Origin of the sequence: Pseudomonas fungipugnans (assembly GCF_029955235.1) — a bacterium.
Taxonomy (GTDB): Bacteria; Pseudomonadota; Gammaproteobacteria; order Pseudomonadales; family Pseudomonadaceae; genus Aquipseudomonas; species Aquipseudomonas fungipugnans.
Genome location: NZ_JARBWL010000001.1, coordinates 1,478,768 through 1,501,543, shown reverse-complemented (window position 1 = coordinate 1,501,543; position 22,776 = coordinate 1,478,768). Strand labels below are relative to the sequence as shown.

The 22,776-nt window shown below is 61.8% G+C and carries 21 protein-coding genes and 4 pseudogenes; 16 read left to right on the top strand and 9 right to left on the bottom strand.

The features are described from left to right. The first annotated feature begins 95 nt into the window (after positions 1-95). The 3 genes from POF45_RS06045 to POF45_RS06035 all read left to right on the top strand — a co-directional run bounded on the left by POF45_RS06045 (position 96) and on the right by POF45_RS06035 (position 4,132). Positions 96-596 carry a sigma-70 family RNA polymerase sigma factor gene (locus POF45_RS06045; RefSeq protein WP_259495144.1) on the top strand — a complete coding sequence of 167 codons (501 nt, stop codon included), beginning with the start codon at positions 96-98 and terminating at the stop codon, positions 594-596. A 40-nt stretch (positions 597-636) separates the two neighbouring features. Then, the gene (locus tag POF45_RS06040; protein WP_259495143.1) at positions 637-1,611 is read left to right on the top strand and encodes a FecR family protein; all 975 of its coding nucleotides are present in this window, start codon (positions 637-639) and stop codon (positions 1,609-1,611) included. 97 nt (positions 1,612-1,708) lie between these two features. Continuing rightward, complete coding sequence (locus POF45_RS06035; RefSeq protein ID WP_282315325.1) at positions 1,709-4,132, top strand: TonB-dependent siderophore receptor; 2,424 nt, start codon at positions 1,709-1,711, stop codon at positions 4,130-4,132. A 620-nt stretch (positions 4,133-4,752) separates the two neighbouring features. Here the strand turns inward: POF45_RS06035 and POF45_RS06030 are convergent. Together POF45_RS06030 and POF45_RS06025 are read right to left on the bottom strand one after the other, a co-directional pair. Then, the gene (locus POF45_RS06030) at positions 4,753-5,904 is read right to left on the bottom strand and encodes an MFS transporter (RefSeq protein ID WP_259495140.1); all 1,152 of its coding nucleotides are present in this window, start codon (positions 5,902-5,904) and stop codon (positions 4,753-4,755) included. A 137-nt stretch (positions 5,905-6,041) separates the two neighbouring features. Next, positions 6,042-6,293 carry a hypothetical protein gene (locus POF45_RS06025; RefSeq protein WP_259495139.1) on the bottom strand — a complete coding sequence of 84 codons (252 nt, stop codon included), beginning with the start codon at positions 6,291-6,293 and terminating at the stop codon, positions 6,042-6,044. Between the two features lie 91 nt (positions 6,294-6,384). Between POF45_RS06025 and POF45_RS06020 the strand changes: the two genes are divergently transcribed. Beyond that, a complete protein-coding gene (locus tag POF45_RS06020; protein WP_282315324.1) occupies positions 6,385-7,164 on the top strand; it encodes an AraC family transcriptional regulator in 780 nt (259 codons plus the stop codon). 191 nt (positions 7,165-7,355) lie between these two features. Here POF45_RS06020 and codA read toward each other — a convergent pair whose 3' ends face one another. The 3 genes from codA to POF45_RS06005 all read right to left on the bottom strand — a co-directional run bounded on the left by codA (position 7,356) and on the right by POF45_RS06005 (position 10,249). Continuing rightward, on the bottom strand, positions 7,356-8,600 hold the full coding sequence (gene codA / locus POF45_RS06015) for a cytosine deaminase (protein WP_282315323.1): 1,245 nt from the start codon (positions 8,598-8,600) through the stop codon (positions 7,356-7,358). Positions 8,601-8,729: 129 nt separating this feature from the next. Next, positions 8,730-9,086, bottom strand: coding sequence for a 6-carboxytetrahydropterin synthase QueD (gene queD / locus POF45_RS06010; protein WP_017736453.1), 357 nt, complete (start codon positions 9,084-9,086; stop codon positions 8,730-8,732). Positions 9,087-9,169: 83 nt separating this feature from the next. Beyond that, a complete protein-coding gene (locus tag POF45_RS06005; protein WP_282315322.1) occupies positions 9,170-10,249 on the bottom strand; it encodes a patatin-like phospholipase domain-containing protein in 1,080 nt (359 codons plus the stop codon). Positions 10,250-10,521: 272 nt separating this feature from the next. Between POF45_RS06005 and POF45_RS06000 the strand changes: the two genes are divergently transcribed. From POF45_RS06000 to POF45_RS05985, 4 genes are read left to right on the top strand one after another with little or no spacing between them, the layout of a single operon-like run. After that, positions 10,522-10,830: a PepSY domain-containing protein gene (locus tag POF45_RS06000; protein ID WP_259495131.1), complete on the top strand. Its 309-nt coding sequence runs from the start codon at positions 10,522-10,524 to the stop codon at positions 10,828-10,830. Further along, the gene (locus POF45_RS05995; protein WP_259495129.1) at positions 10,830-11,141 is read left to right on the top strand and encodes a PepSY domain-containing protein; all 312 of its coding nucleotides are present in this window, start codon (positions 10,830-10,832) and stop codon (positions 11,139-11,141) included. Before POF45_RS06000 ends, POF45_RS05995 begins: the two co-directional genes overlap by 1 nt. Positions 11,142-11,144: 3 nt before the next feature. After that, a complete protein-coding gene (locus POF45_RS05990) occupies positions 11,145-11,813 on the top strand; it encodes a response regulator transcription factor (protein ID WP_259495127.1) in 669 nt (222 codons plus the stop codon). Then, positions 11,810-13,123, top strand: coding sequence for a sensor histidine kinase (locus tag POF45_RS05985; RefSeq protein ID WP_259495125.1), 1,314 nt, complete (start codon positions 11,810-11,812; stop codon positions 13,121-13,123). The genes POF45_RS05990 and POF45_RS05985 overlap by 4 nt, the downstream gene beginning before the upstream one ends. An 83-nt stretch (positions 13,124-13,206) precedes the next feature. Here the strand turns inward: POF45_RS05985 and POF45_RS29805 are convergent. Together POF45_RS29805 and POF45_RS29800 are read right to left on the bottom strand one after the other, a co-directional pair. Beyond that, positions 13,207-13,800, bottom strand: a pseudogene (locus POF45_RS29805) (methyl-accepting chemotaxis protein); the annotation flags it as partial. A 264-nt stretch (positions 13,801-14,064) separates the two neighbouring features. Further along, positions 14,065-15,135: pseudogene (locus tag POF45_RS29800) on the bottom strand (PDC sensor domain-containing protein); the annotation flags it as partial. A 488-nt stretch (positions 15,136-15,623) separates the two neighbouring features. Between POF45_RS29800 and POF45_RS05975 the strand changes: the two are divergent. The 5 genes and pseudogenes from POF45_RS05975 to POF45_RS05960 all read left to right on the top strand — a co-directional run bounded on the left by POF45_RS05975 (position 15,624) and on the right by POF45_RS05960 (position 19,133). Further along, complete coding sequence (locus POF45_RS05975; protein WP_259503214.1) at positions 15,624-16,943, top strand: Na+/H+ antiporter family protein; 1,320 nt, start codon at positions 15,624-15,626, stop codon at positions 16,941-16,943. 140 nt (positions 16,944-17,083) lie between these two features. Continuing rightward, a pseudogene (locus POF45_RS29795) lies at positions 17,084-17,860 on the top strand (cache domain-containing protein); the annotation flags it as partial. An 84-nt stretch (positions 17,861-17,944) separates the two neighbouring features. After that, positions 17,945-18,766: a methyl-accepting chemotaxis protein gene (locus tag POF45_RS29790; protein ID WP_409077965.1), complete on the top strand. Its 822-nt coding sequence runs from the start codon at positions 17,945-17,947 to the stop codon at positions 18,764-18,766. 10 nt (positions 18,767-18,776) lie between these two features. Next, positions 18,777-18,898 (top strand): annotated as a pseudogene (locus POF45_RS05965) (DMT family transporter); the annotation flags it as partial. 76 nt (positions 18,899-18,974) lie between these two features. After that, the gene (locus POF45_RS05960) at positions 18,975-19,133 is read left to right on the top strand and encodes a metallothionein (protein ID WP_259495122.1); all 159 of its coding nucleotides are present in this window, start codon (positions 18,975-18,977) and stop codon (positions 19,131-19,133) included. 142 nt (positions 19,134-19,275) lie between these two features. On the opposite strand, the gene POF45_RS05955 is transcribed toward POF45_RS05960, so the two are convergent. Then, positions 19,276-19,503, bottom strand: coding sequence for a DUF6555 family protein (locus POF45_RS05955; protein ID WP_123516283.1), 228 nt, complete (start codon positions 19,501-19,503; stop codon positions 19,276-19,278). Between the two features lie 145 nt (positions 19,504-19,648). Between POF45_RS05955 and POF45_RS05950 the strand changes: the two genes are divergently transcribed. From POF45_RS05950 to POF45_RS05940, 3 genes are all read left to right on the top strand, one after another. Then, positions 19,649-20,416: an AraC family transcriptional regulator gene (locus POF45_RS05950; protein ID WP_259495120.1), complete on the top strand. Its 768-nt coding sequence runs from the start codon at positions 19,649-19,651 to the stop codon at positions 20,414-20,416. Between the two features lie 128 nt (positions 20,417-20,544). Then, complete coding sequence (locus POF45_RS05945; protein WP_259495119.1) at positions 20,545-20,718, top strand: XapX domain-containing protein; 174 nt, start codon at positions 20,545-20,547, stop codon at positions 20,716-20,718. 30 nt (positions 20,719-20,748) lie between these two features. After that, positions 20,749-21,705: a quinone oxidoreductase family protein gene (locus tag POF45_RS05940; RefSeq protein ID WP_259495118.1), complete on the top strand. Its 957-nt coding sequence runs from the start codon at positions 20,749-20,751 to the stop codon at positions 21,703-21,705. A gap of 31 nt (positions 21,706-21,736) precedes the next feature. On the opposite strand, the gene POF45_RS05935 is transcribed toward POF45_RS05940, so the two are convergent. After that, positions 21,737-22,771, bottom strand: coding sequence for a purine-nucleoside phosphorylase (locus tag POF45_RS05935; RefSeq protein WP_282315321.1), 1,035 nt, complete (start codon positions 22,769-22,771; stop codon positions 21,737-21,739). Between the last annotated feature and the right edge of the window lie 5 nt (positions 22,772-22,776).

The following is a 22,776-nucleotide window of genomic DNA, read 5'->3' as shown; positions in this document are numbered from 1 at the left end:
TTGCGCAGGTTGCGCACGAGCCACCTCTTCCAGCCATTGCTTCCAGTTAATAAGAAGCATTACTATTCACGCCCCCTTTTCCACAGCACACCGCAATGACCCTCAAGTTGCCCCGCGGGCCCGGCTTTTTCGAGCATTACGAAGAGTTGATCGGCACCTGGACCCGTCGCCTGCGAAATCGCCAGGCCGCCGAGGACCTGGCGCATGACGCCTTTGTGCGGGTGCTTGAGTCGGATTCGGCGGCGGTGCAGCAACCTCGGGCATATTTGCATCAGACCGCGCGCAATATCGCAGTGGATGGTTATCGGCGTGAGGACCGGCGGGGCGCCATGGAGTCGGAGGCGATCGATCACAGTGTGTCGTCATCCGGCGACCCGGAGCATTTCATGCACGCGATCCAGCTGGCGGACTCCATCGAACGGGCGCTCACGGAGCTGCCGCTCAACTGCCGCAAGGTGTTTGTCTGGCAGAAGATCGAAGGCCTGACCCAGGCGGAAATCGCCGAACGTTTGGGCCTGTCCAGAAACATGGTGGAAAAGTATATGATCCGCACCCTGCGCCATTTGCGTGATCGTCTGGACGGGTTTGCGCCATGACCGGTTGCGCCTTCTCATCCCCGGCCAAACAGGAACTTCCATGATGGATACTCGTGATTGTGCGTGCGGGCAAACAACGGTTCGCGACGAAGCGGCGCAATGGTTTGTGCGTTTGCAGGAACCGGCCGTCAGCGTCGAAATGCAGCAACAGTTCGAGGCGTGGCTGAATCAACACCCTCAGCATCGCGACGAATTTCAACTGCTTCAGGGTTTGTGGACCGCCACCGATCTGCTGCCCAGGGCGCGCTTGCAGGCGCTGTGCGAAGGGCCGCCGGCGCGCAGCAAACGTCGCCCGCTGGTGCGTTACGCAGTGGCCGCCAGTGTGTTGGCGGTAGCGCTAGGCCTTGGGCTGTTCAGTGGCTTGCATCACCCGTCCAGCTACACCGCCGAGTACGCCACCGCGCAGGGTGAGCGTCGGCATGTGGCGTTGCCGGACGGTTCGGTGATCGACCTGAACAGCCGCAGCCGGGTGCAGGTGCGTTATGAAAAGGATCGTCGCGGCATCGAGTTGACCGAGGGCGAGGCGATGTTCAGCGTCGAGCACGACACCAGCCGACCGTTCGTGGTCGAGACCGGCAACGGCACGGTCACGGTCACCGGCACGCGCTTCGACGTGCGCCGCGACACCACGCAAACCCGGGTCGCGGTGGAGCAGGGCACGGTCAAGGTGCAAGGTCAGGGCAGCGATTTCATCAGCCTGACGGCCGGGCTGGGCACGCACATCGATGCCGGCGGTCATGTCGCGGCCGCCTACGCGGTCAACCCGCAGGAATTGACGGCCTGGCGCTCGGGCAAACTGGTGTTCAATAACGCCAGCCTGGCCGAAGTCGCGGCTGAAGTGTCGCGCTACCGGGACAAACCGCTGACCGTCGGCAACGACAAAGTGGCCAGCCTGCGCCTGACCAGCGTGTTCAAATCCAACAACACCGACGCCTTGCTCAAGGCCTTGCCGAACATCCTGCCGGTGGCCGTGCGCACGTTGTCTGATGGCAGCCAGGAAATAATTTCACGGTAGATTCAGGTTTTTTTCGAGTTCTTCGTCTTCTAGTCCAACTGCAACTGGTTTTCATTAACAGACGCACACTCTTGCGATCCACAGGGCTACGTTCGACGTGAAAAACACCTCAGCTAAAAACAACAAATCATCCTGGCTGCCATTGGCGCTTGCGCTGGCGGTCAGTGCGGCGATGCCCCAGGCCTTTGCCGCCGACGGCATTCATATCAAGGCACAGCCGTTGGGCCAGGCCTTGAGCCAGCTCGGTCAGCAAACCTCGCTGCAAGTATTTTTCAGTCCGGACCTGGTGGCTGGCAAGCAGGCACCAGCGGTGGACGGCAATCTCTCGCCAGAGCAGGCCTTGCGCCAATTGTTGCAAGGCAGCGGCCTGGACTATCAGATCGACGAAGGCTCGGTCACTCTGACGCCGGCACCGACGTCCGCCAACGCAGGCCCGATTGAACTGGGTGTCACCGACATCAAGGTGGTCGGTGACTGGCTCGGCGACGCCAACGCCGCCGTGGTGCAAAACCACCCCGGCGCGCGGACGGTGATCCGCCGTGAAGCGATGGTCGAGCAGGGCGCGATGAACGTCAGCGACGTGTTGCGCCGTGTGCCCGGCGTGCAAGTGCAGGACTCCAATGGCACTGGCGGCAGCGATATTTCCTTGAACGTCGGCGTGCGCGGTCTGACCTCGCGCCTGTCGCCACGCTCCACCGTGCTGATCGACGGCGTACCGGCGGCGTTTGCGCCTTATGGCCAGCCACAGCTGTCGATGGCACCGATTTCCTCGGGCAATCTCGACAGCATCGACGTGGTGCGCGGTGCCGGGTCCGTGCGCTACGGGCCGCAAAACGTCGGCGGAGTGATCAACTTTGTCACCCGCGCCATCCCGGAAAAAGCCACCGGCGAAATCGGCACGACCCTGGAAACCACCCGGTACGGCGGCTGGAAGCACATCGACACCGCGTTCGTCGGCGGCACTGCGGACAACGGCATGGGCGTGGCGCTGTTGTATTCCGGGGTCAATGGCAACGGTTACCGCGACAGCAACAACGGCAACGACATCGACGACGTGATCCTCAAGACCCACTGGGCGCCGACCGATCAGGACGATTTCAGCCTCAATTTCCACTACTACGACTCCAGCGCCGACATGCCCGGCGGCCTGACCCAGAAGCAGTACGACGCCAATCCGTACCAGTCGGTGCGCGACTACGACAATTTCACCGGGCGGCGCAAAGACGTGTCGTTCAAGTGGGCGCGGCAGATCGACGACCGCACCCAGGCCGAAGTGCTGACGTATTACACCGACAGCTTCCGTGGCAGCACCATCGCCGCCCGCGACCAGAACACCCTGAGTTCCTATCCGCGTTCCTACTACACCCTGGGCGTCGAGCCGCGGGTGTCGCATGTGTTCGATGTCGGACCGTCCACTCAGGAAGTCAGCGTCGGTTATCGCTACCTCAAGGAAGCCATGCACGAGCAGTCGAGCCGTGTGGCGCTGATCAATAATCAGCCGGTGCTGACGCCGACCTCTGACGGTCATGTGTTCCAGGACCGCACCGGTGGCACTGAAGCCAATTCGGTGTACGTCGATAACAAAATCGACATTGGCAACTGGACCGTGACACCGGGTATTCGCTTCGAACACATCAGCACCGACTGGCACGACCGCGCTGTTCTCGACACCAATGGCAAGCGCGTGCCGGAGAAAAACCGCAGCATCGAGAGCAACGAGCCGTTGCCGGCCTTGAGCGTCATGTATCACCTGTCCGATGCGTGGAAGCTGTTTGCCAACTACGAAACCTCGTTTGGCAGCCTGCAATATTTCCAGCTGGGGCAGGGCGGTACGGGTGACAGCACCGCCAACGGCCTGAACCCGGAAAAGGCCAAGACCTACGAAATCGGCACGCGCTACAACGATGACGTGTGGGGCGGGGAAGTGACGCTGTTCTACATCGACTTCGACGACGAGCTGCAATACATCAGCAACGACGTGGGCTGGACCAACCTGGGTGCCACCAAACACCAGGGCCTTGAAGCGTCGGTGCACTACGATATGTCGGCGCTGGATCCGCGCCTGGAAGGCCTGAGCGCCAATGCCGGTTTCACCTTTACCCGTGCCACGTACGAGGGCGAGATCCCGGGCTTCAAAGGGCGTGACCTGCCGTTCTACTCACGTCAGGTGGCCACGGTCGGCCTGCGTTATGACGTCAATCGCTGGACTTACAACCTCGACGGCTTCGCCCAGTCCAAACAGCGCTCACCGGGCACCGGCGTCAATGCCGACGGCAGCTTCAGCCACAACTACATCACCGAAGGCACGGCGGACGGTCAGTACGGCGACATTCCGGGCTACGTCACCTGGAACGTGCGTGGCGGCTATGATTTCGGCTCGCAGCTGTCGAACCTGAAGCTTGGCGCCGGGGTGAAAAACGTCTTCGACAAGCAGTACTTCACCCGCTCCAGCGACAACAACTCGGGGATGTACGTGGGCGCACCGCGCACGTTCTTTGTGCAGGCCAGCGTCGGGTTCTGATAGACCGCAGAGCATTGTTGAACACAAATACTGTGCTCACCGACGATCCCCTGTGGGAGCGGGCTTGCCCGCGAAAGCGGTGGATCAGTCAGCATTGATGTTGAAGCAGTTGGCCCCTTCGCGGGCAAGCCCGCTCCCACATTGGATTTGTGTTGAACACAAATACTGGGTTCACCGACGATCCCCTGTGGGAGCGGGCTTGCCCGCGAAAGCGGTGGATCAGTCAGCATTGATGTTGAAGCAGATGGCCCCTTCGCGGGCAAGCCCACTCCCACATTAGATTTGTGTTGAACACAAATACTGGGTTCACCGGTGATCCCCTGTGGGAGCGAGCTTGCCCGCGAAAGCGGTGGATCAGTCAGCATTGATGTTGAAGCAGTTGGCCCCTTCGCGGGCAAGCCCACTCCCACATTGGATTTGTGTTGAACACAAGGTCTGTGTCCACTGAAGATCAACTGTGGGAGCGGGCTCGCCCGCGAAAGCGGTGGATCAGTCAGCATTGATGTTGAAGCAGATGGCCCCTTCGCGGGCAAGCCCACTCCCACATTGGATTTGTGTTGAACACAAATACTGGGTTCACCGGTGATCCCCTGTGGGAGCGGGCTTGCCCGCGAAGCTTTTCAGACTTTCAACACCTTGCCACTGATCGCCACTGCCACCAGTAACACTGCCATTAATCCAAAGGCAAAACTCAAGCTGCTGCCATGGGCGATGAAGCCGATCAGCGCCGGCCCTGCGAGAATGCCTGCGTAGCCCAATGTAGTGATGGCCGGTACGGCGATGTTTTCCGGCATGACGGTCTGTTTGCCAACAGCGGTATACAGGACCGGGACGATGTTCGAACAGCCTGCACCCACCAGCGCATACCCCGCCAGCGCCGCTTCCCAGCTCGGTGCGAAGGTGGCCAGCGACAGGCCCACTGCCGCCGTCAGGCCGCCGAAGATAATCACTTTGGTGGCGCCCAGGCGTCGCACAATCCGGTCACCGGTCAAGCGCCCGGCAGTCATGGTCAAGGCAAATGCCGCATAACCCAGCCCGGCATACGCCGTATCGATCCCGCGTTCGGACGCCAGGAACACCGCGCTCCAGTCCAGCACTGCGCCTTCGGTGAGGAACACGATGAAGCACAGACCACCGATAAACAGCACGATCCCATGAGGCACTGCAAACGCCGGTCCGCTGCTTTCACTGGCATAAGGCAGCAGGTGCGGCGCGGCCTTGAGCAATGCCAGCAGCAACAGCACAACCACCACCAACATTGCCCCCAGCGGTGAAATGCCGAGGGCGAGCAGGGCGCTGACCCCCGCTGCACCGACGATCCCGCCAAGGCTGAACAAGCCGTGGAAGCCCGACATCATGTTGCGGCCACTGGCGCGCTCGACGATCACGGCTTGCAGGTTGACCGTCGAATCCACCGTGCCGAGCCCCGCGCCAAACAGGAACAGCGTCGCGATCAGCGCAGGAATCGATGACACCGTCGCCAACAGCGGCAGGGCAACGCAGATCAGCAAGGTGCCGCCACTGGCCACTCGGCGCACGCCAAAACGCGAGGCCAGAATCCCGGCCATCGGCATCGCCAGAATCGAACCCACCCCCAGGCACAACAGCAACAGGCCCAACGTTCCTTCATCCAGCCCGGCGCGAGCCTTGGCGTAGGGCACCAGCGGCGCCCACGCGGCGATGCCGAAGCCGGCAATGAAAAAGGCGATGCGGGTGGACATCTGTTCCAGACGCCCCGGGACGAACGGGGCTTGCGTGTTGAGGTTGGTCATATCGATCCTTGGCAAAAAACGTCGCGTCCCCAAGGGACAATGATTCACCGGTGCGGTTCGATCAGAGTCCGGGCGGGTTTGCGGTGGGGCAGGGTGACATCCTTGCACAGCCCGGCCCTCTATCGCGAGTGCGGGTCTCAGGTGTGCTCGCACAAAGTCCGCAGCGCGAGGTCGCGTACTTGCAGGATCTCGAACAAGCCCAGTGCGCGAAGGGCGGGCAAGGCGGCGATAATGTCCTGCTCGGCCCTGCGCCGTTGTTCAACGTTGCTGAGGGGATCGCTCAACATTCGGGCATTGATCAGAAACGCCCCGACCGTCCCCTTGCGTACGGTGGTGCCGTTGAATTGGCCTTGGTTGATGTCATCGGGAAGCAAGTCTTCGGCGCGCATAAAGGAGTCTCCAGTGAATGAGTGTTTATCCTGACGCGTAATTTCTGGCTAAACTGCGCGATCAAGGCCATTCGATAACGTGAAACTGCCAATGAACACACCGCTGATTTCCACTGAGCTGGCACAGTCTTGCACCGCTGCGCGGATGATTGCCGTGATTCAGGACAGCCCGCTCGAGCGCCAAAGCGCCTTGCACCAGCATGCTCGCGGCCAGTTGCTGGGGGCGCGGCGCGGGCTGTTGTCGGTGGCGGTGGCGGATCATCATTGGGTGGTGCCGGCCACCCACGCGGTGTGGATTCCCCCGAACGTGCTGCACGGCTTGCGCTCCCATGGCCCGTTCCATGGCTGGAGCGTCTATGTCGCAGCACCGGCCTGTGCCGGTTTGTCCGGGCACCCCTGCATCATTGCGACCTCGCAACTGCTGCGCGCCGCCGTTGATCGGGCGGCAACCTGGGGCGAACACGCACTAGATCCGCGACAGGAGCGGATCGCTCAACTGATCCTCGACGAAATTTGCGCATCACCCGCCGAGCCGTTCGGCCTGCCGCTGCCCCGCGACTCGCGATTGCGGGGCATCACCCAGGCGCTGGTCGATGATCTGGCCGATAACCGTTCACTGGCGCAATGGGCGCAGTGGGGCGGATTGTCGTCGCGGACCCTGGCCCGGCGCTTCGTCAGCGAAACCGGCTTCACTTTCAGTCAGTGGCGCCAGCGCGCGCGATTGCTGCGGGCGCTGGAACTGTTGGCAGCGACCGTGCCGGTGACCACCATTGCGCTTGAATTGGGCTATGAAAATGTCAGCGCGTTTATCGCGATGTTCCGGCGAGCGTTCGGGGTGACGCCGGGGCGGTATTTCGTCGTTGAGGTGTGACTTCTGCAGCGGACACCGGGGCATTGTCGAGTGATGAACAAGTGTTGGCGGATGGGGTGAATTCAAGATGGTCATCGCGAGCAAGCTCGCTCCCACATTGGACTCGTGTCGAATACACGATCTGTGACCACTGAAGATCAGCTGTGGGAGCGGGCGTGCTCGCGAAGAGGCCCGCCCAGTCGGCGATAAACTCAGACTTGTTGCGGCCACTCCACCACCGGCATTGTGCGTTTCATCAACACCTTCCCCCCGCGAATCGAATACAGCGGCAAGCCCTGGCTACGGATCACTTCGTAATCGCTGTCCGCCGACAGAATCAGCAGATTCGCCGGACGCCCCGGTTCCAGTCCATAACGCTCGCCGAGGTTCATGGCCTTGGCGCTGTTGTCGCTCACCAGGTCCAACGCACTTTGCAGGTTGCGATAACCGAGCATGTGGCAGATGTGCAGGCCGGCTTCCAGGACACGCAGGATGTTGCCGTTGCCCAGCGGGTACCACGGGTCGACGATGGAATCCTGGCCGAAACACACGTTCATGCCCGCTTCCAGTAACTCGTTGACTCGGGTCACGCCCCGGCGTTTCGGGAAGTTGTCGAAGCGTCCTTGCAGGTGAATGCTTTCGGTGGGGCAGGAGACAAAACTGATGCCCGAATGCCCGAGCAGGCGGAACAGTTTTGCGCAATAAGCGTTGTCGTAGGAGCCCATCGCAGTGGTGTGGCTGGCGGTGACGCGCGAGCCCATGTCGCGGCTGCGCGCCTCTTCAGCCAGCACTTCAAGGAAGCGCGAGTGCGGGTCGTCGGTTTCGTCGCAGTGCACGTCCACCAGGCAGCCGGTGCGTTCGGCCAGGTCCATCAGGAACTTGACCGAGCTGACGCCCTGATCGCGGGTGTACTCGAAATGCGGAATGCCACCGACCACATCGGCGCCCATGCGGATCGCTTCTTCCATCAGCTCACGGCCATTGCGGTATGACTCGATGCCTTCCTGGGGGAACGCGACAATTTGCAGGTCGATCAGGTGACGGCTTTCCTCGCGCACCTCAAGCATCGCCTTGAGCGCGGTCAGGTTCGGGTCAGTGACATCGACGTGGGTACGCACATGCTGGATCCCATGGGCGGCCAGGGTCTGGATGGTTTTTTGGGCGCGGACCCTGGTGTCTTCGAGGGTGATGGTGGCCTTGCGTTCGCCCCAGCACTCGATGCCTTCGAACAGCGTGCCACTCATGTTCCAGCGCGGCTCGCCGGCGGTGAGGGTGGCGTCGAGGTGAATGTGCGGTTCGACGAAGGGCGGCACCACCAGATTGCCGCCGGCGTCCAGGTCATTGGCGCCCAGGTTCGGCGCTTCGGTCTGGCGGGCGATGCTGCGGATCAGGCCGTTTTCCAGGTGCAGCTCATGCAGGCCTTCTTGATTGCGCAGGCGGGCGTTGATGATGAGCATCAGGACAATCCTTTTTTCGGTCTTGGTGGTTACTTATAGCCGAGATCGGGATTTGTCTGGAATGGTGGTGCCGAGAAAACACATGACCCCCCTTGTGGGAGCGAGGGGTGTGTTGTTTTGAAGGGGGGGTTACTCGCCGCGATAGATGCAGCCGCTGGTGCAGGTCTCGTGGATGCGAATCGCGCTGAGTTCCGGCAGCAATGGCTTCAACTCGGTCCAGATCCACTTGGCCAGCACTTCACTGGTCGGGTTTTCCAGGCCGGGAATGTCGTTCAGGTAGTTGTGATCCAGGCGCTCATACAGCGGCTTGAAGATCGCCTTGATTTCCGAGAAATCGCGGATCCAGCCGGTGTGCGGGTCGAGGTCGCCGCTCAGGTGGATGGCCACTTTGAACGAGTGACCGTGCAGGCGACCGCACTTGTGGCCGTCCGGCACGTGAGGCAGGCGGTGGGCGGATTCGAAGGTAAATTCTTTGAAGATTTCCAAGGGGTTTGAGCTCTGTCAGGTGGCGATCGCCGCAGCGATGTGGGCAGTCGGCGAGTTTACCAGAGCTCTGGGCAAAACACTGACTAAAGGGTCAGCAAGCGCTCGCCCAGGCGACCGTTGGCGGCCAGTTCCAGGAACTCGTCACCCAGGCGCCGGCTTTCATCCATCGCCGTGCGCCAGTATTTCTGCCGGCTCGGGGCATCGCCCATGAAGCGCTTGAAGTCGTTACGGTCGGGCAATTTTCCGTAGGGCAGGCGGGCCAGATAGTCCCTGGAGGGCGCCAGCAACAGCACATCCTGCAAACGTGTGGGGCAGGCGCGGCGCCACGGCAGGGGCTTGTCGAACCAGCCGGGAATGACCCGGTCGGTGAAGTGTGGGTAGAGCACGATGTCGCTGCCGCTGTAGGGCAAGTCCAGGTGATAGTCCAGCAGCCCCCCATCGCGGAACGTCCCGGCGCCAGCCCCCGGCAGGTCGCGCACGCCTTCCATGATCATCGGGATCGAGCCCGAGGCCAGCAGTGCCTGGCGCAGATTGCCGGCGTTCAGCATGACGAAGCGTGACGGGAAATCATTCAACGCGTTGACCGGTGGCGCCAGGCGCGGGTCATGGATGATCAGCCGTTCGAAGTGCCGCGCCAGCCGCGCACGACCGCGCAGGTTGTCGGCGATGACCGAGGACAGCCCCAGCCCGAGCCGGCCACGATGGTCGTCGGCGAGCAGGCCGTGGCTTTTGACCACCATGATGTTCAAGCGGTAATCGGCGTTGTTGAGGATCGAGGCGTCGCGCCCCTCGAGCAGGTCATCGAGCATGCGCTGCGAGCTTTGACTGATTTGCGCCATGGTCACGCCCTTGGCGAAATCCTGCTCGGTGTACAGGTGGCCGAGCCGGCGAATACCCTCGGCGGCATCCGGCAGGCAGGCGCTGGCGAACCGCCAGGAACCCACCGAGGCGCCGATCAGCGAGCGCTCCCGTGGCGCCGCCGGCAGCCATTGGCCGAATAGCGCCAGGTCCAGACCCTGGATTCCCAACGCCTTGGGACCCCCGGCTGCGCCCGGCAATGTGCCGACATCGGCGGCGCTCAGGCCATCCTTGCGGATACGCGCCAGGGCACGGGGGCCGGCCTTGAGGGTCAGGGACGGGAACTTGATGTGGATAGCGGTCATACCGGTCTCGATGTCAGGCAAGCGGCGAATTATAGGCGGATTCTGGAGCTGGACAATTTCAATGTGGGAGCGAGCCTGCTCGCGATAGCTGGGCATCAGGCGATTGAAAGGGTGAATCTCACAAAGCCATCGCGAGCAGGCTCGCTCCCACAGGTTCTGTGTCAGTCAGCCGGTCGCAGTGCCATGACAGATGATGGCAATTCAGTTTCAGTTAAGTTCATCCCGTTAACGTGTCCCCGCCACGCAGCACATAAAAAAATACGGAGACACCCATGAAAATCCTGACTGCCCTGTTCACCGCATCCCTGATCACAATGACCGCCAGCCTCGCCCACGCTCGTGACCTGGGCCCTGACGAAGCCCTGAGGTTGCGCGACGCTGGTACCATTGTCTCTTTCGAGAAGCTCAATGCCCTTGCATTGGCCAATCACCCCGGTGCCAATGTCACGCAAACCGAGCTTGAAGAAGAGTACGGCAAGTACATCTATCAGGTGGAACTGCGCGATCCCCAAGGCGTTGAATGGGATGTGGAACTGGACGCTGTCAGCGGCCAGGTGCTCAAGGATCATCAGGATACGTAATGAAGTTGAATCTACGCGCCAGCAGTCGAGCAGCCTTGGCGCTCCTGGCTTTTTGCTCGGTGGTCATGGCCCGCGACCTGGATCAGGACGAAGCCCTGCGCCTGCGCCAACAAGGTGTGATCCTGCCGCTGGAGCAATTGCTGGCACAGGCACTGGACCGGTATCCCGGCGCCAAACTGCTGGAAGCCGAGCTTGAAGAAAAGCACGACGTCTACATTTACGAAGTCGAGTTGCTGACCACCGCAGGCGTGGTACGGGAGCTGGATATTGAAGCCGCCACTGGCCGCTTACTCAAAGACAAGGAAGATTGATCGATGCGTTTGCTTCTGGTGGAAGACCATGTGCCGCTGGCGGACGAGTTGATGGCCGGCCTCAGCCGTCAGGGCTACGCCGTGGACTGGCTGGCCGACGGGCGTGACGCGGTGTATCAGGGCCAAAGCGAGCCCTATGACCTGATCATCCTCGACCTCGGCTTGCCTGGTTTGCCGGGGCTTGAGGTGCTGGAGCAATGGCGCACCGGCGGGCTGGCGACGCCGGTGCTGATCCTCACGGCGCGCGGTTCCTGGGCCGAGCGCATCGAAGGCCTCAAGGCTGGCGCCGACGACTACCTGACCAAACCCTTTCACCCCGAAGAACTGCACCTGCGGGTACAGGCGCTGCTGCGCCGCTCCCATGGCCAGGCCAATCAGCCGACACTCAAGGCCGCCGGGCTGCACCTGGACGAGGGCCGCCAGTGCGTGGTCCGTGACGGTGCCGACATCCAGCTCACCGCCGCGGAATTTCGCCTGCTGCGCTATTTCATGCTGCACCCCGAACAGATTCTCTCCAAGAGCCACCTCGCCGAACACCTTTATGACGGCGAAACCGAGCGCGACTCCAATGTGCTGGAAGTCCACGTCAATCACCTGCGGCGCAAGCTCGGTCGCAGCGTGATTGAAACCCGTCGTGGCCAGGGCTACCTGTTCGGTGGGCAAACTCAGTGAAGTCGATCCAGCGCCGCCTGAGCCTGGGGCTGATCAGCGTGATGGTGGTGGTGGGTCTGGTGTTGGCACAAACCAGCCTGTGGCTGTTCGAAGTGGGTTTGCAGCGGTATCTGGAAGCCGGTTTGCGCGAGGACAGCGAAAGCCTGTTGCTGGCACTGGTGCGCGGACCGCAGGGCCTGAAACTGGATGAACGGCATCTGTCACCGGCCTATCAGCGGCCGTTTTCCGGTCATTACTTTCGCATCGATTTTGCCGACAGCCATTGGCGTTCGCGCTCGTTGTGGGATCAGGAACTACCGCTATTGTCGCAACCGGGCCTGCACAGCAACCTGCAACTGGGGCCGGAAGGGCAACAACTGTTGGTGCTGCGCTCGGACTATCGCCGGCTCGGCCAGTCGATTTCCATCAGCGTGGCGCAGGATTACACGCCAGTGCGCCAGAGTTTCCAGCGCATGCGCCAGATCGGTCTGGGCCTTGGGCTGACGGCGCTGTTGCTGATTCTGCTGTTGCAGCGAGTTACCGTGCGCCGGGCCTTGCGCCCGCTGGAAAAAGCCCGCGAGCAGATCGCGCAATTGCAGCAGGGCCAGCGCTCGCAACTTGACGATCAGGTGCCAGTGGAACTGGAACCGCTGGTGGCGCAGATCAACCATTTGCTGGCCCACACCGAAGACAGCCTCAAGCGTTCTCGCAATGCCCTGGGCAACCTGGGGCACGCGCTGAAAACCCCGTTGGCGGTGCTGTTGAGCCTGGCGTCCAGCGACAAACTCGACGCCCATCCGCAACTGCGCAAAGTGATTCTGGCGCAGCTTGACCAGATGGAGCAGCGCCTGGGCCGCGAACTCAATCGCGCACGTTTGTCCGGCGATGCGCTGCCGGGGGCGTTGTTCGATTGCGATGCCGAACTGCCGGGATTGCTGGCGACGTTGAACATGATTCACGGTGAGCACCTTGATTTGAGCTACCGCGCTCCGGCCGGTTTGCAGCTGCCGTGGGACCGGGAAGACTTGCTGGAATTGCTTGGCAACCTGCTGGACAACGCCTGCAAATGGGCGGACGCCGAGGTTCGCCTGAGCGTGGTCGAGACCGCTGAAGGGTTTGAACTGAACGTCGAAGACGATGGACCAGGGATCCCCGAAGTGCAGCGCGATCAGGTGTTCAGCCGGGGGACTCGACTGGATGAACAGACTGAAGGGCATGGTTTGGGATTGGGGATTGTGCGCGATATTGTCGACAGCTGGGGCGCGGTATTGCGGTTGGGGGAGAGTGAGTGGGGTGGGCTGAAGGTCGTCATCGAACTCCCAAAACGCTGACACAACTCTAAAGCCAACGATAACCCTGTGGGAGCGAGCAAGCTCGCTCCCACATTGGATCTTTATCTGGCGCTAGATAGGGATTAGACCCTGAACTGATCCATCAAGCTCTGCTGCTGATTCGCCAGGCTGTTCAGCGACTGGCTGACCCGCGCCGACTCGTTCGCCTGCCCCGACAGTGATTCAGTCACATCGCGGATCGTCGCCACGTTATTGTTGATTTCCTCGGCCACCGCGCTCTGTTCTTCGGCGGCAGAAGCGATCTGCAAGTTCATGTCGCTGATCACCGTCACGGCATCGCCGATCTGGCGCAGGGCGATCACGGCCTGGCCGACCTGTTCGACACTGCCTTGCGCCTGGCGATGGCTGTTGTTCATCGAGCCCACCACTTGCTGGGTGCCGCTCTGCAATTGCTCGATCACCTGACGGGTTTCCTCTACCGACTCCTGAGTGCGGCGCGCCAGGTTGCGCACTTCATCGGCCACCACCGCAAAGCCGCGTCCGGCCTCACCGGCACGGGCCGCTTCGATGGCGGCGTTCAGGGCCAGCAGGTTGGTCTGCTCGGCGATGGCGCGAATCACTTCCAGCACCGAACCGATCTTCTCGCTGTTGGCCGCCAGGCCTTCGACTTGCACCATGGCTGCGCTCATGTCGGCGGCCAGGTTGTCGATGCTGGTGGTGGTGCGGTCGATCACGGTCAGACCCTGGCGCGTCGCCTGATCGGCGTCCCGCGCGGCATGTGCAGCCTGTGCGGCGCTGCGGGCGACGTCTTGCGCGGTGGCGCTCATTTCGTGGGATGCGGTGGCCACCTGATCGACCTGACGGTACTGCTGCTCCATGCCGGCGCTGGTCTGAGTGGCGATGGCCGAGGACTGATCGGCAGTACTGCGGGCGTCCTGCACCGAGCGTTTCACTTCGGCGATGATCGGCTGCAACTTGTCGAGGAACCGGTTGAACCAACCGGCCAACTGGCCCAGTTCGTCCTTTTTGTCGTAGGCCAGGCGTCGGGTCAGGTCGCCTTCGCCACTGGCAATGTCTTCCAGCATCTGCGCCACGCCGAGGATGGGCTTGGTCACGCTGCGCGCCATCAGCCACACCAGCAACAGACCGATCAACGCGGCCAGGACGCCCAGGCTGAGTTCGGTCAGGGTGCCGGCGGTGTTGCTGTCATCCAGCTGCTTTTTCAGTGCATCGGCGGGGCCGACCAGGACTTTTTCCGGCACGTCGAGCAACACGCCCCAGGACTTGCCGCCGGGAATCGGCTGGAAGGGCGACAGCACTTTCAATTGCTGATTGCCATGCAGGCTGTTGGTCTGGTTGCTGCTGGCGAGCATACGCAGCAACTCGGCGCCGCTGGTCTTGTCCACGGCGTCCAGGCGCTGGCTGAGTTTGCTGGCGTCCGGACTGTAGCCGGCGAGCAGGCCCACCGGGCTGACGATGCTGACGCTGGTCTGGCCGTCATAGAGTTTTTTGCTGGCGTTCTGGCTGATCGCTTGCAGGCTGTTGAGGTTGATGTCCACCGACAACGAGGCGATCACTTTGCCGTCGACCATCAGCGGGAACACGATGCTGGTCATCAGCACGTTCTGGCCATCGATCTGATAGAAGTACGGCTCGATCACGCACGGCTTGAGTGTGGTGCGCGGGCAGGTGAACCAGGCGTTGGCCGCCTCGCCGCTGGGGCCGGTGCTGGTGTCGGCCATGTCGTGTTCCGGCAGCGACATCGAGGTCAGCTTGCCCGGGGTCGGCTGCGACCAGTACAGGGCGAAACGGCCTTTGTCGTTACTGCCCAGTTCCGCTTGCCCGGCGAACAATTCGTCCTTGCCGTCCAGCGCGTTGGCTTCGAACACCAGCGACAGGCCGAGCAAGTCAGGGTTGGCTTGCAGCGCCGACTTGACCTGACGGGTCAGGTCTTCACGCAGGTCGAAGGCATCGAGAAAACGCTTCTCGGCCTGCTCGCGCAAAAACAGCACCTGACGCGAAAAGCCGTGGCCATATTGATAGGCGTCCATGAACTGCTGGCGAATGCCCAACGCCTGGACTTCACCCTGGGACTCGATCCGCGCCTGGGCGGATTCGGTGAGCATCTCCATGCTTGAGGCTTTCACCAGCGCCGAGCTGTGCTCCATGCGATACAGCGAAAGACCCACCAGCAGGGTCACGATGCCCGCCAGGCACAGCCCGGCCAGCAGGGTGATTTTCCATTGAATGGAAAGTTGACGCAGCGGCATGGGAATGTCCTTATTCGATAAATATCTGAGACTTTGCACTGTAACGGCTGCGATTCGGCTTTCTTTATGTTGCTTCCAGCGCTTTTTATCGCGACGCAATCCCCTTGGGGGATCATAAGTAGTTACACATCTACAGGGCCCATGCGCTTTGACAAGGCGCCAACGGTCCGGCACAGTGCGCGCCCTCTAATAAAACCCATTCCTTTATCCGCTGGCGGCCTGTGCAGGCAGCCGGACGGACTCATTTCGTCTGTCTTGAGGTTGTGATGATTAATGCTGTAATTGCCGCGGTTGGCGTCATGCTGATCCTCAGCCTGTGCCGCGTGCATGTGGTGATCGCGCTGATCGTCGGTGCGCTGGTGGGTGGCCTGACCGGTGGCCTGGGCATCGACGCGACCCTCAAAGCGTTCAACAGCGGCCTCGGTGGCGGGGCGACAGTGGCATTGTCCTACGCCTTGCTCGGCGCTTTCGCGGTGGCGATTGCCAAGTCCGGCATGGCCCACGCGCTGGCCGACAAGGCCCTGGCCATGGTCGATCGCCAGCACGCCCATGGTGCCGGGCAGGTCAAGTGGCTGCTGATCGGATTGCTCTGGGTGGTGGCCATCGCCTCGCAGAACATATTGCCGATACATATCGCCTTCATTCCGTTGCTGGTGCCACCGCTTCTCTATGTGCTGACCAAATTGCAGCTGGATCGCCGGCTGATCGCCTGCGTCATGACCTTCGGCCTGATCACCCCGTACATGGTGTTCCCGGTCGGTTTCGGCAACATCTTCCTCAATCAGATTCTGCTGGCCAACGTCGCCAGGAGCGGCGTCGACATCAGCCAGATCAACGTCATGCACGCCATGGCCATTCCGGCGCTGGGCATGGTCTTCGGGCTGTTGATGGCGGTGTTTGTCAGCTACCGCAAGAAGCGCGTGTATGACCTGGCGAAGATCGAGCAAGTGGAGCAGGTCAGCGTTGCCTACAACCCGAAAACCATCGGTGTCGCGGGCCTGGCCATCGTCGCCGCGTTTGTCATTCAGTTGCTGCTGGACTCGATGATCATCGGCGCGCTGGCCGGGTTCCTGATTTTCTCGGTGTCGGGCATCGTCAAATGGCGCGAGACCGACGACCTGTTCACCGAAGGCATGAAGATGATGGCGATGATCGGCTTCATCATGATCGCCGCCTCCGGTTTTGCCGAAGTGCTCAAGGCCACCGGGCAGGTCCGCACGCTGGTCGAAAGCGCGGCGGCGTGGATCAATCACAGCAAGGCGATTGGCGCGCTGTTGATGCTGTTGGTGGGGTTGCTGGTGACCATCGGCATTGGCTCGTCGTTCTCCACTGTGCCGATCCTGGCGGCGATTTTCGTGCCGCTGTGCGTGCAACTGGGGTTCAGCCCGATGGCCATCGTCTGCATCGTCGGCACGGCGGGGGCACTGGGGGATACGGGTTCGCCAGCCTCGGATTCGACCTTGGGGCCGACTTCGGGCTTGAACGTTGACGGTCAGCACCACCACATCTGGGACACGGTGGTGCCGACGTTCCTGCACTACAACCTGCCGTTGCTGGCGTTTGGCTGGGTGGCGGCGATGGTGTTGTAAATTGCCTGCAGGAGGGCTTTTGTGGCGAGCAAGCTCCCTCGCCACAAAAGCGGATACTGGGGGAGTGATATTCAACTTTTGGCCCGGCGTGCCGTTACAGCCTTTAACCACGCCAATAAAACCAAAAGAGTGAACGCCCCATGCGCCTGAGCCTGAAGGCTAAAGTCCTATCCCTTGCGGTCCTCCCGGTATTACTGTTTGCGCTGGTCATCAGCCTGACCACGCTGTTCATCTTGCAGGCCCAGGCCCGCAATGAAGTCGAAGAAACCCGCCAGCGTCTGCTCTCCGATGCCAAGGCCACCCTGCAAAGTTATGTCGCGGTGGCAATGACCACGATCAAACCCCTGTACGACGCTGCCGCCCCCGGCGATGACGCGGCACGGGCGCAGGTGGTCAAGTTGCTGTCGAGCATCAGCTACGGCAAGGACGGCTACTTCTTCGGCTACGATTCCAACACCGTGCGCCTGTTCAAGGCCAACAGCCCCGAAGGCGTGGGCCAGAGCTTCAAGGACAACCGCGATCCGAACGGCGTCTACGTCAACCGCGACCTGGTGAAAGTGGCCAAGGACGGTACGCACTTCCTGGAATACAGCTCGCCGCTGCCCGGCAACAGCCAGGTGCAGGTGCCCAAACTCGGCTACACCGACTACCTGCCGAAGTGGGACATGGCGATCGGTTCCTCGGTCAATCTCGACGGGATCGAGGCGCAGGTGGCCCAGGTTCAGGCCCAGGTCACCGAACGCATGGAAGGCGTGGTGTGGAGCATCGTCGCGATTGCCGCCGTGGTGCTGCTGGTGATCGCCATCGTCGGCATGCTGCTGGCCAACGCGATTCTGCGTCCGCTGAACCTGATGAAAGCCAACCTCGACGACATCGCGGCGGGTGAGGGCGACCTGACCCGGCGCCTGAACATCACCGGCGAAGACGAACTGGGCCAACTGGCCGGTTCGTTCAACCGCTTCGTCGACAAGATCCACGGCCTGGTGCGGCAGATCACCGAAATGACCGGGCAACTGACCGGGCTGGTGAATCAGGTGTCCGATCAGGCCCAGCGTTCGGACCAGGCCATGGAACGCCAGCGTCACGAGACCGATCAGGTCGCCACCGCGATCAACGAAATGTCGGCAGCGGCGCAGGAAGTGGCCAAGAGCGCGCAGAACGCCGCCGTGGCAGCCCAGCAGACCGACGAAGAAGGCCAGGCCGCCAAGCGCGTGGTGGCCGGTAGCATCGTCAAGATTCATGCGTTGGTGGACGATATTCGCAGCAGCGGCGTGTCCCTCGACAGCCTGCAAAAGGACGTGTCGTCGATTGTCAGCGTCCTGGGGGTGATCCGCTCGATTGCCGAGCAGACCAACCTGCTGGCGCTGAACGCCGCCATCGAAGCGGCTCGCGCCGGTGAGGCCGGTCGTGGATTTGCGGTGGTGGCGGACGAGGTACGGGCGCTGGCCAGTCGCACGCAGATCAGCACCCAGGAAATCCAGGGCATGATCGACCGCTTGCAGGCCGGCACCCAGTCGGCCGTGGAAGCCATGCGCCGCTCCAGCGAGGCGGGTGACGGCACCTCGGCGCAAGCCAATGAAGCCGGTGCGTCACTCGACACCATGGCGCAGTTGATCGGCACCATCAACTCGATGAATGCGCAGATTGCCAGCGCCGCTGAAGAGCAAACGGCGGTGGCCGAAGAGATCAACCGCAGCGTGCATCAGATCGCGGTGGCGGTGGATAACGTGGCGGACGAGACGCAACTGGGTGCGCAGACGTCGCGCAGCCTGGCGGATCTGGGACAGCGTCTGGGCAAGCTGGTCGGGCAATTTCGTATCTGAAAGCGCCGGCATCGACAACTTCGGCTGGCTGGGCAACCCGGCGATCGAGTTGTCCGGCAGCCGGGTGCTGGCGATGCTTGTCTGGCGCTGGCGCTGGTGTTCATGTATCGCAGCAGTACCCGGCAGGCATAACGCGTTGCAGCTCCTACACTGGTAGAACGGTGCGCAGTCAAAGCACCGGACGACCACACAAAATGGAGTCAGACCGATGACTGAACGTACCTGCGACTGCCCGAAATGCACTTGCAAACTGGGCGAACATCCGATCGTGCGCCACGGCAAACACTATTGCTGCGAAGGCTGCGCCAAACATCACGAACACGGTGAAGCCTGCACCAGCAAAGGCTGCAAGTGTGCCGCGCACTGACGTTTCCTTCAGCTAACACACCACACAAACTGTGGGAGCGAGCCTGCTCGCGAAGGGGCCGTCAGCTTCAACGTCAATGTTGACTGATACGCCGCTTTCGCGAGCAGGCTCGCTCCCACAGTAGATTTGCGGTGTCTGGTGTTCAGTTCGCGGGTCGCCACGTCACGTTTTCGACGCCGAATTTCTCCGCCAGCGGTTTGCTGGTCTTCTGCACCTTTTCACGACCAAAGCGCGGGATGCGTCCGACGCCGGCGTCACAACTCGCCCAGTGCCACGCTTCTGCGTTGTCCATTTTGTCCAGGCGGATGATGAAGGACTTGGGCGCGCCATGAAGGGTGTATTCAATGACGAAAAGTTTTGCGTTGTTCATAAAGCCTTTATTCCTCCCTGTGGTAATAGAAGGATCATTGGCGCCGCGGAAAATTCAGTCGGATTGTCAGGCGGCTGCCGCCAGTGGCGACAAGATCGGCGGCTGGTTACCATGCATTTCCTGAAAACCCCTGTGATCCTTGCCCATGGCCCTCGCCACGCCCCCTGATCTGAGTGACACCAATGTGCCCGTGCAACCGCTGGCGCGCACCTACCCGCGCGGCTTGTACATCGAGCCCCACGAGCATGCCTGGGGGCAACTGCTGTACGCGATGAGCGGGGTGATGTGGGTCGAGACACCGCACGAAGCGCTGGTGGTGCCGCCGCAACGGGCGGTGTGGCTGCCACCAGGCGTGCCCCACGGGATTCGCGTGGTCTCGGACTTGCAGATGCGTAACATCTACCTGCGGCCCTCATTGGCGGCGACGCTGGACGATACGGTCCAGGTACTCGAAGTCGGTGGGCTGCTGCGCGAGCTGATCGTGGGGCTGGTGGAGCAGGGCGACAACGGTGCACCAGACTATTACGAAGCGCTGGTCAGCCTGGCACTGCTGGAGCTTGGGCGAGCCCGGCGAACGCTGCTGAAAATACCACTGCCGGACGACTCCGACCGACGCTTGATGAATCTGTGTCAGGCGGTCATGGCCGCGCCATCGCTGGAGATTCCCTTCGAACAACATGCCGAAAACGCCGGGGCCAGCGTGCGCACCCTGGCGCGGTTGTTCAAGGACGGCCTGGGGATGGGCTTTGCCGAGTGGCGGCGGCAGGTGCAGTTGGCGACGGCGGTGGCCGAGTTGATCCAGGGCGCGTCGGTCGGCGTGATTGCCCGGGAACTGGGCTATTCGCCGAGCAGTTTCAGTGACATGTTTCGGCGGGAGCTGGGCATGGCGCCTTCACAATATCCAGTCAGCTGAAACACAAATCCCCCTGTGGGAATTGCGGTGTTCAAGGTATTTGGCCGAAATTCAGAAGCACTTGGCCGATGCCATTCTTCAGCGCCCTCTAGACTCTGCACATACCCCTTTGTGCCATGGAGTCTGTCATGAATTACCTCATTTCCCTGGGCATCGGCCTGGGTGTCGGTCTGCTCTACGGCGCTCTGGATTTTCGTTCCCCGGCGCCACCGGCCATCGCGCTGGTGGGCCTGCTGGGCATGCTGGCTGGCGAAAAACTCTGGCCCATGGGCAAGACGCTCGTGGCTGGCTGGATCTCCTGAACCTCTTCAAACCCTTCGACGGATACGCTCATGAAAGCACTGCAATTTGATAAAACCGGCGACCTGTCAGCCTTGCGCTACGTTGACGTGCCGACCCCGGTGGCCGGGCCTGATGAGGTGTTGGTACAGATCAAGGCCGCGGGCCTGAACCCCAGCGATGTGAAGAACGTACTGGGTCGTTTTCCCTACACCACGCTGCCACGGATCCCGGGTCGGGATTTTGCCGGCGTCGTGGTTGAAGGCCCGCAGGCGCTCATTGGTCAAGAGGTGTGGGGCACGGGCCGTGAGCTGGGCTTCTTCGCTGACGGTTCCCATGCACAATTCGTCAAACTGCCGGCCAATGGTGTTGCGCACAAACCGACGCACTTGAGTTTCGCCCAGGCCGCCAGCCTCGGCGTGCCGTTCACGACGGCCTGGGATGCGCTGGAACGCAGTCGGGTCTTGGCCGGCACCCGTTTGCTGGTGATCGGTGGCGGGGCAGTCGGTACCGCGGCATTGGCACTGGCCAAGGTGCGTGGCGCCGAAGTGCTGGCAGCGGCGCGACGGCCTGAGCAGGTCAAGGAATTGCAAGCGCTGGGGTACCAGACGCTGCAACTGGACAAGCCAGAAGACCTCGGAGCGCAGGTGCATGCGGTGTACGCCAAGGGCGCTGAAGTGATCTTCGACACCACCGGTTTCTGGTTGCCGGCCTCGGTGGCGGCACTGGCCGCTTTTGGTCGCATCGCGATCATTGCCGCGCCTGTGGATGGGCATGTGCAGTTGCCGGCGCTGGGTCTGTATCGCAAGGGTGGGTCGGTGGTGGGCATCAACTCGTTGTTGTATGGCGTGCAGGCGTGCGCAGTGATGCTGGAGCAGTTCGGTCAGTTCTTTGATCAGGATTTGTTGCCGTTGCCGCAGGGGCTGGTCGAATCGCCGCTGGCTGAGGGGGTGGAGCGCTATGGCGAGGTGAATAGCGGGGGCGGGGACAAGATCATCCTGTTGCCATAACCCGCTCCCACAGGTTTTTTGCAGTGTCAGATCAGGCCTCGGGAACACCTTTCTCCCACGCCGACCAGTGCTGCAAAATATCCTGCACCAACGGATTCCCCGTCCGGTACAGGTTCTCCAGCGCCGGCACGAACCCGCCCTGATCGGCGTACTTCAACAGGTTGTCCACCTCACTCTGCCCCGGCGCCGGGCGGTCAAAGTCGGACCCGGCACGCACCACCGCCAGGCGCTGCACATCCACCAGTCCCTCGCGTCCCGCGCGCAGCAGCGCTTCATAGGTGGAGTTGTCTTCCTGCTGAGTCGTGCAGTAGTCGCCCTTGTTGTCGGTCAGCAATTTGGTCCAGACCTCGGCCCGCTCGCTCAGGCGCGTCCCGGAGAACCAGGTGTTGCCCGCCGCCGTATCGCACTTCGTCACCACCGGTGGCTGATTGGCCGGTGTCTGCGGGTATTTCAGGCGCCACGCCGCCGATTCCTTGCTCTCGCTCAACTCAACCTTGTGCGACAGGGCGAAGGCCTTGGCCTGCAACTTCGGGTTGAGCTCGAAGACTTCGGTCTTGTAGTCCAGCGGCGGTTTTTCGTTCGGGCCTTGGGTGTTGATGCCGATGTAGCCGGTCGGCCAGTCTTTGGGCACGTCCCGGGAATCGATCTCCCACTGGGTGCCGAATTCCACCAGATAATGCGCCCACGCCGCGGTGCCGATGGTCCCGTATTTCGGGCTGATCCCGGCGATCCCGGCGATCAGGAAATAGCTTTTACGCAGGTCGAATTTCGGCGACAGGGCCAGCGCCAGGGTAGAAGCGGCGGCGTTGGTCTGGCCCATGCCGGTGACCATCAGGCACACCTGCTGTGCGTTGCAGCGAATGCTCGGGTACTCGGCGGACAACCCTGGTACGCGAACTTCCTGCTTGAGTTCCAGGCGATCGATCCAGTTCTGCGCCTCGGGGGCGAACATGGTGATCAGCATCACTTTCGGCCGAATCGGTGTCTCAGCGGCCCAGGCGGTGGAAGCGAGCAGGGTGCCGCAGGCCAGGGCCACGGACAGGGAAAGACGCGTCATTGCTTTCATACAAC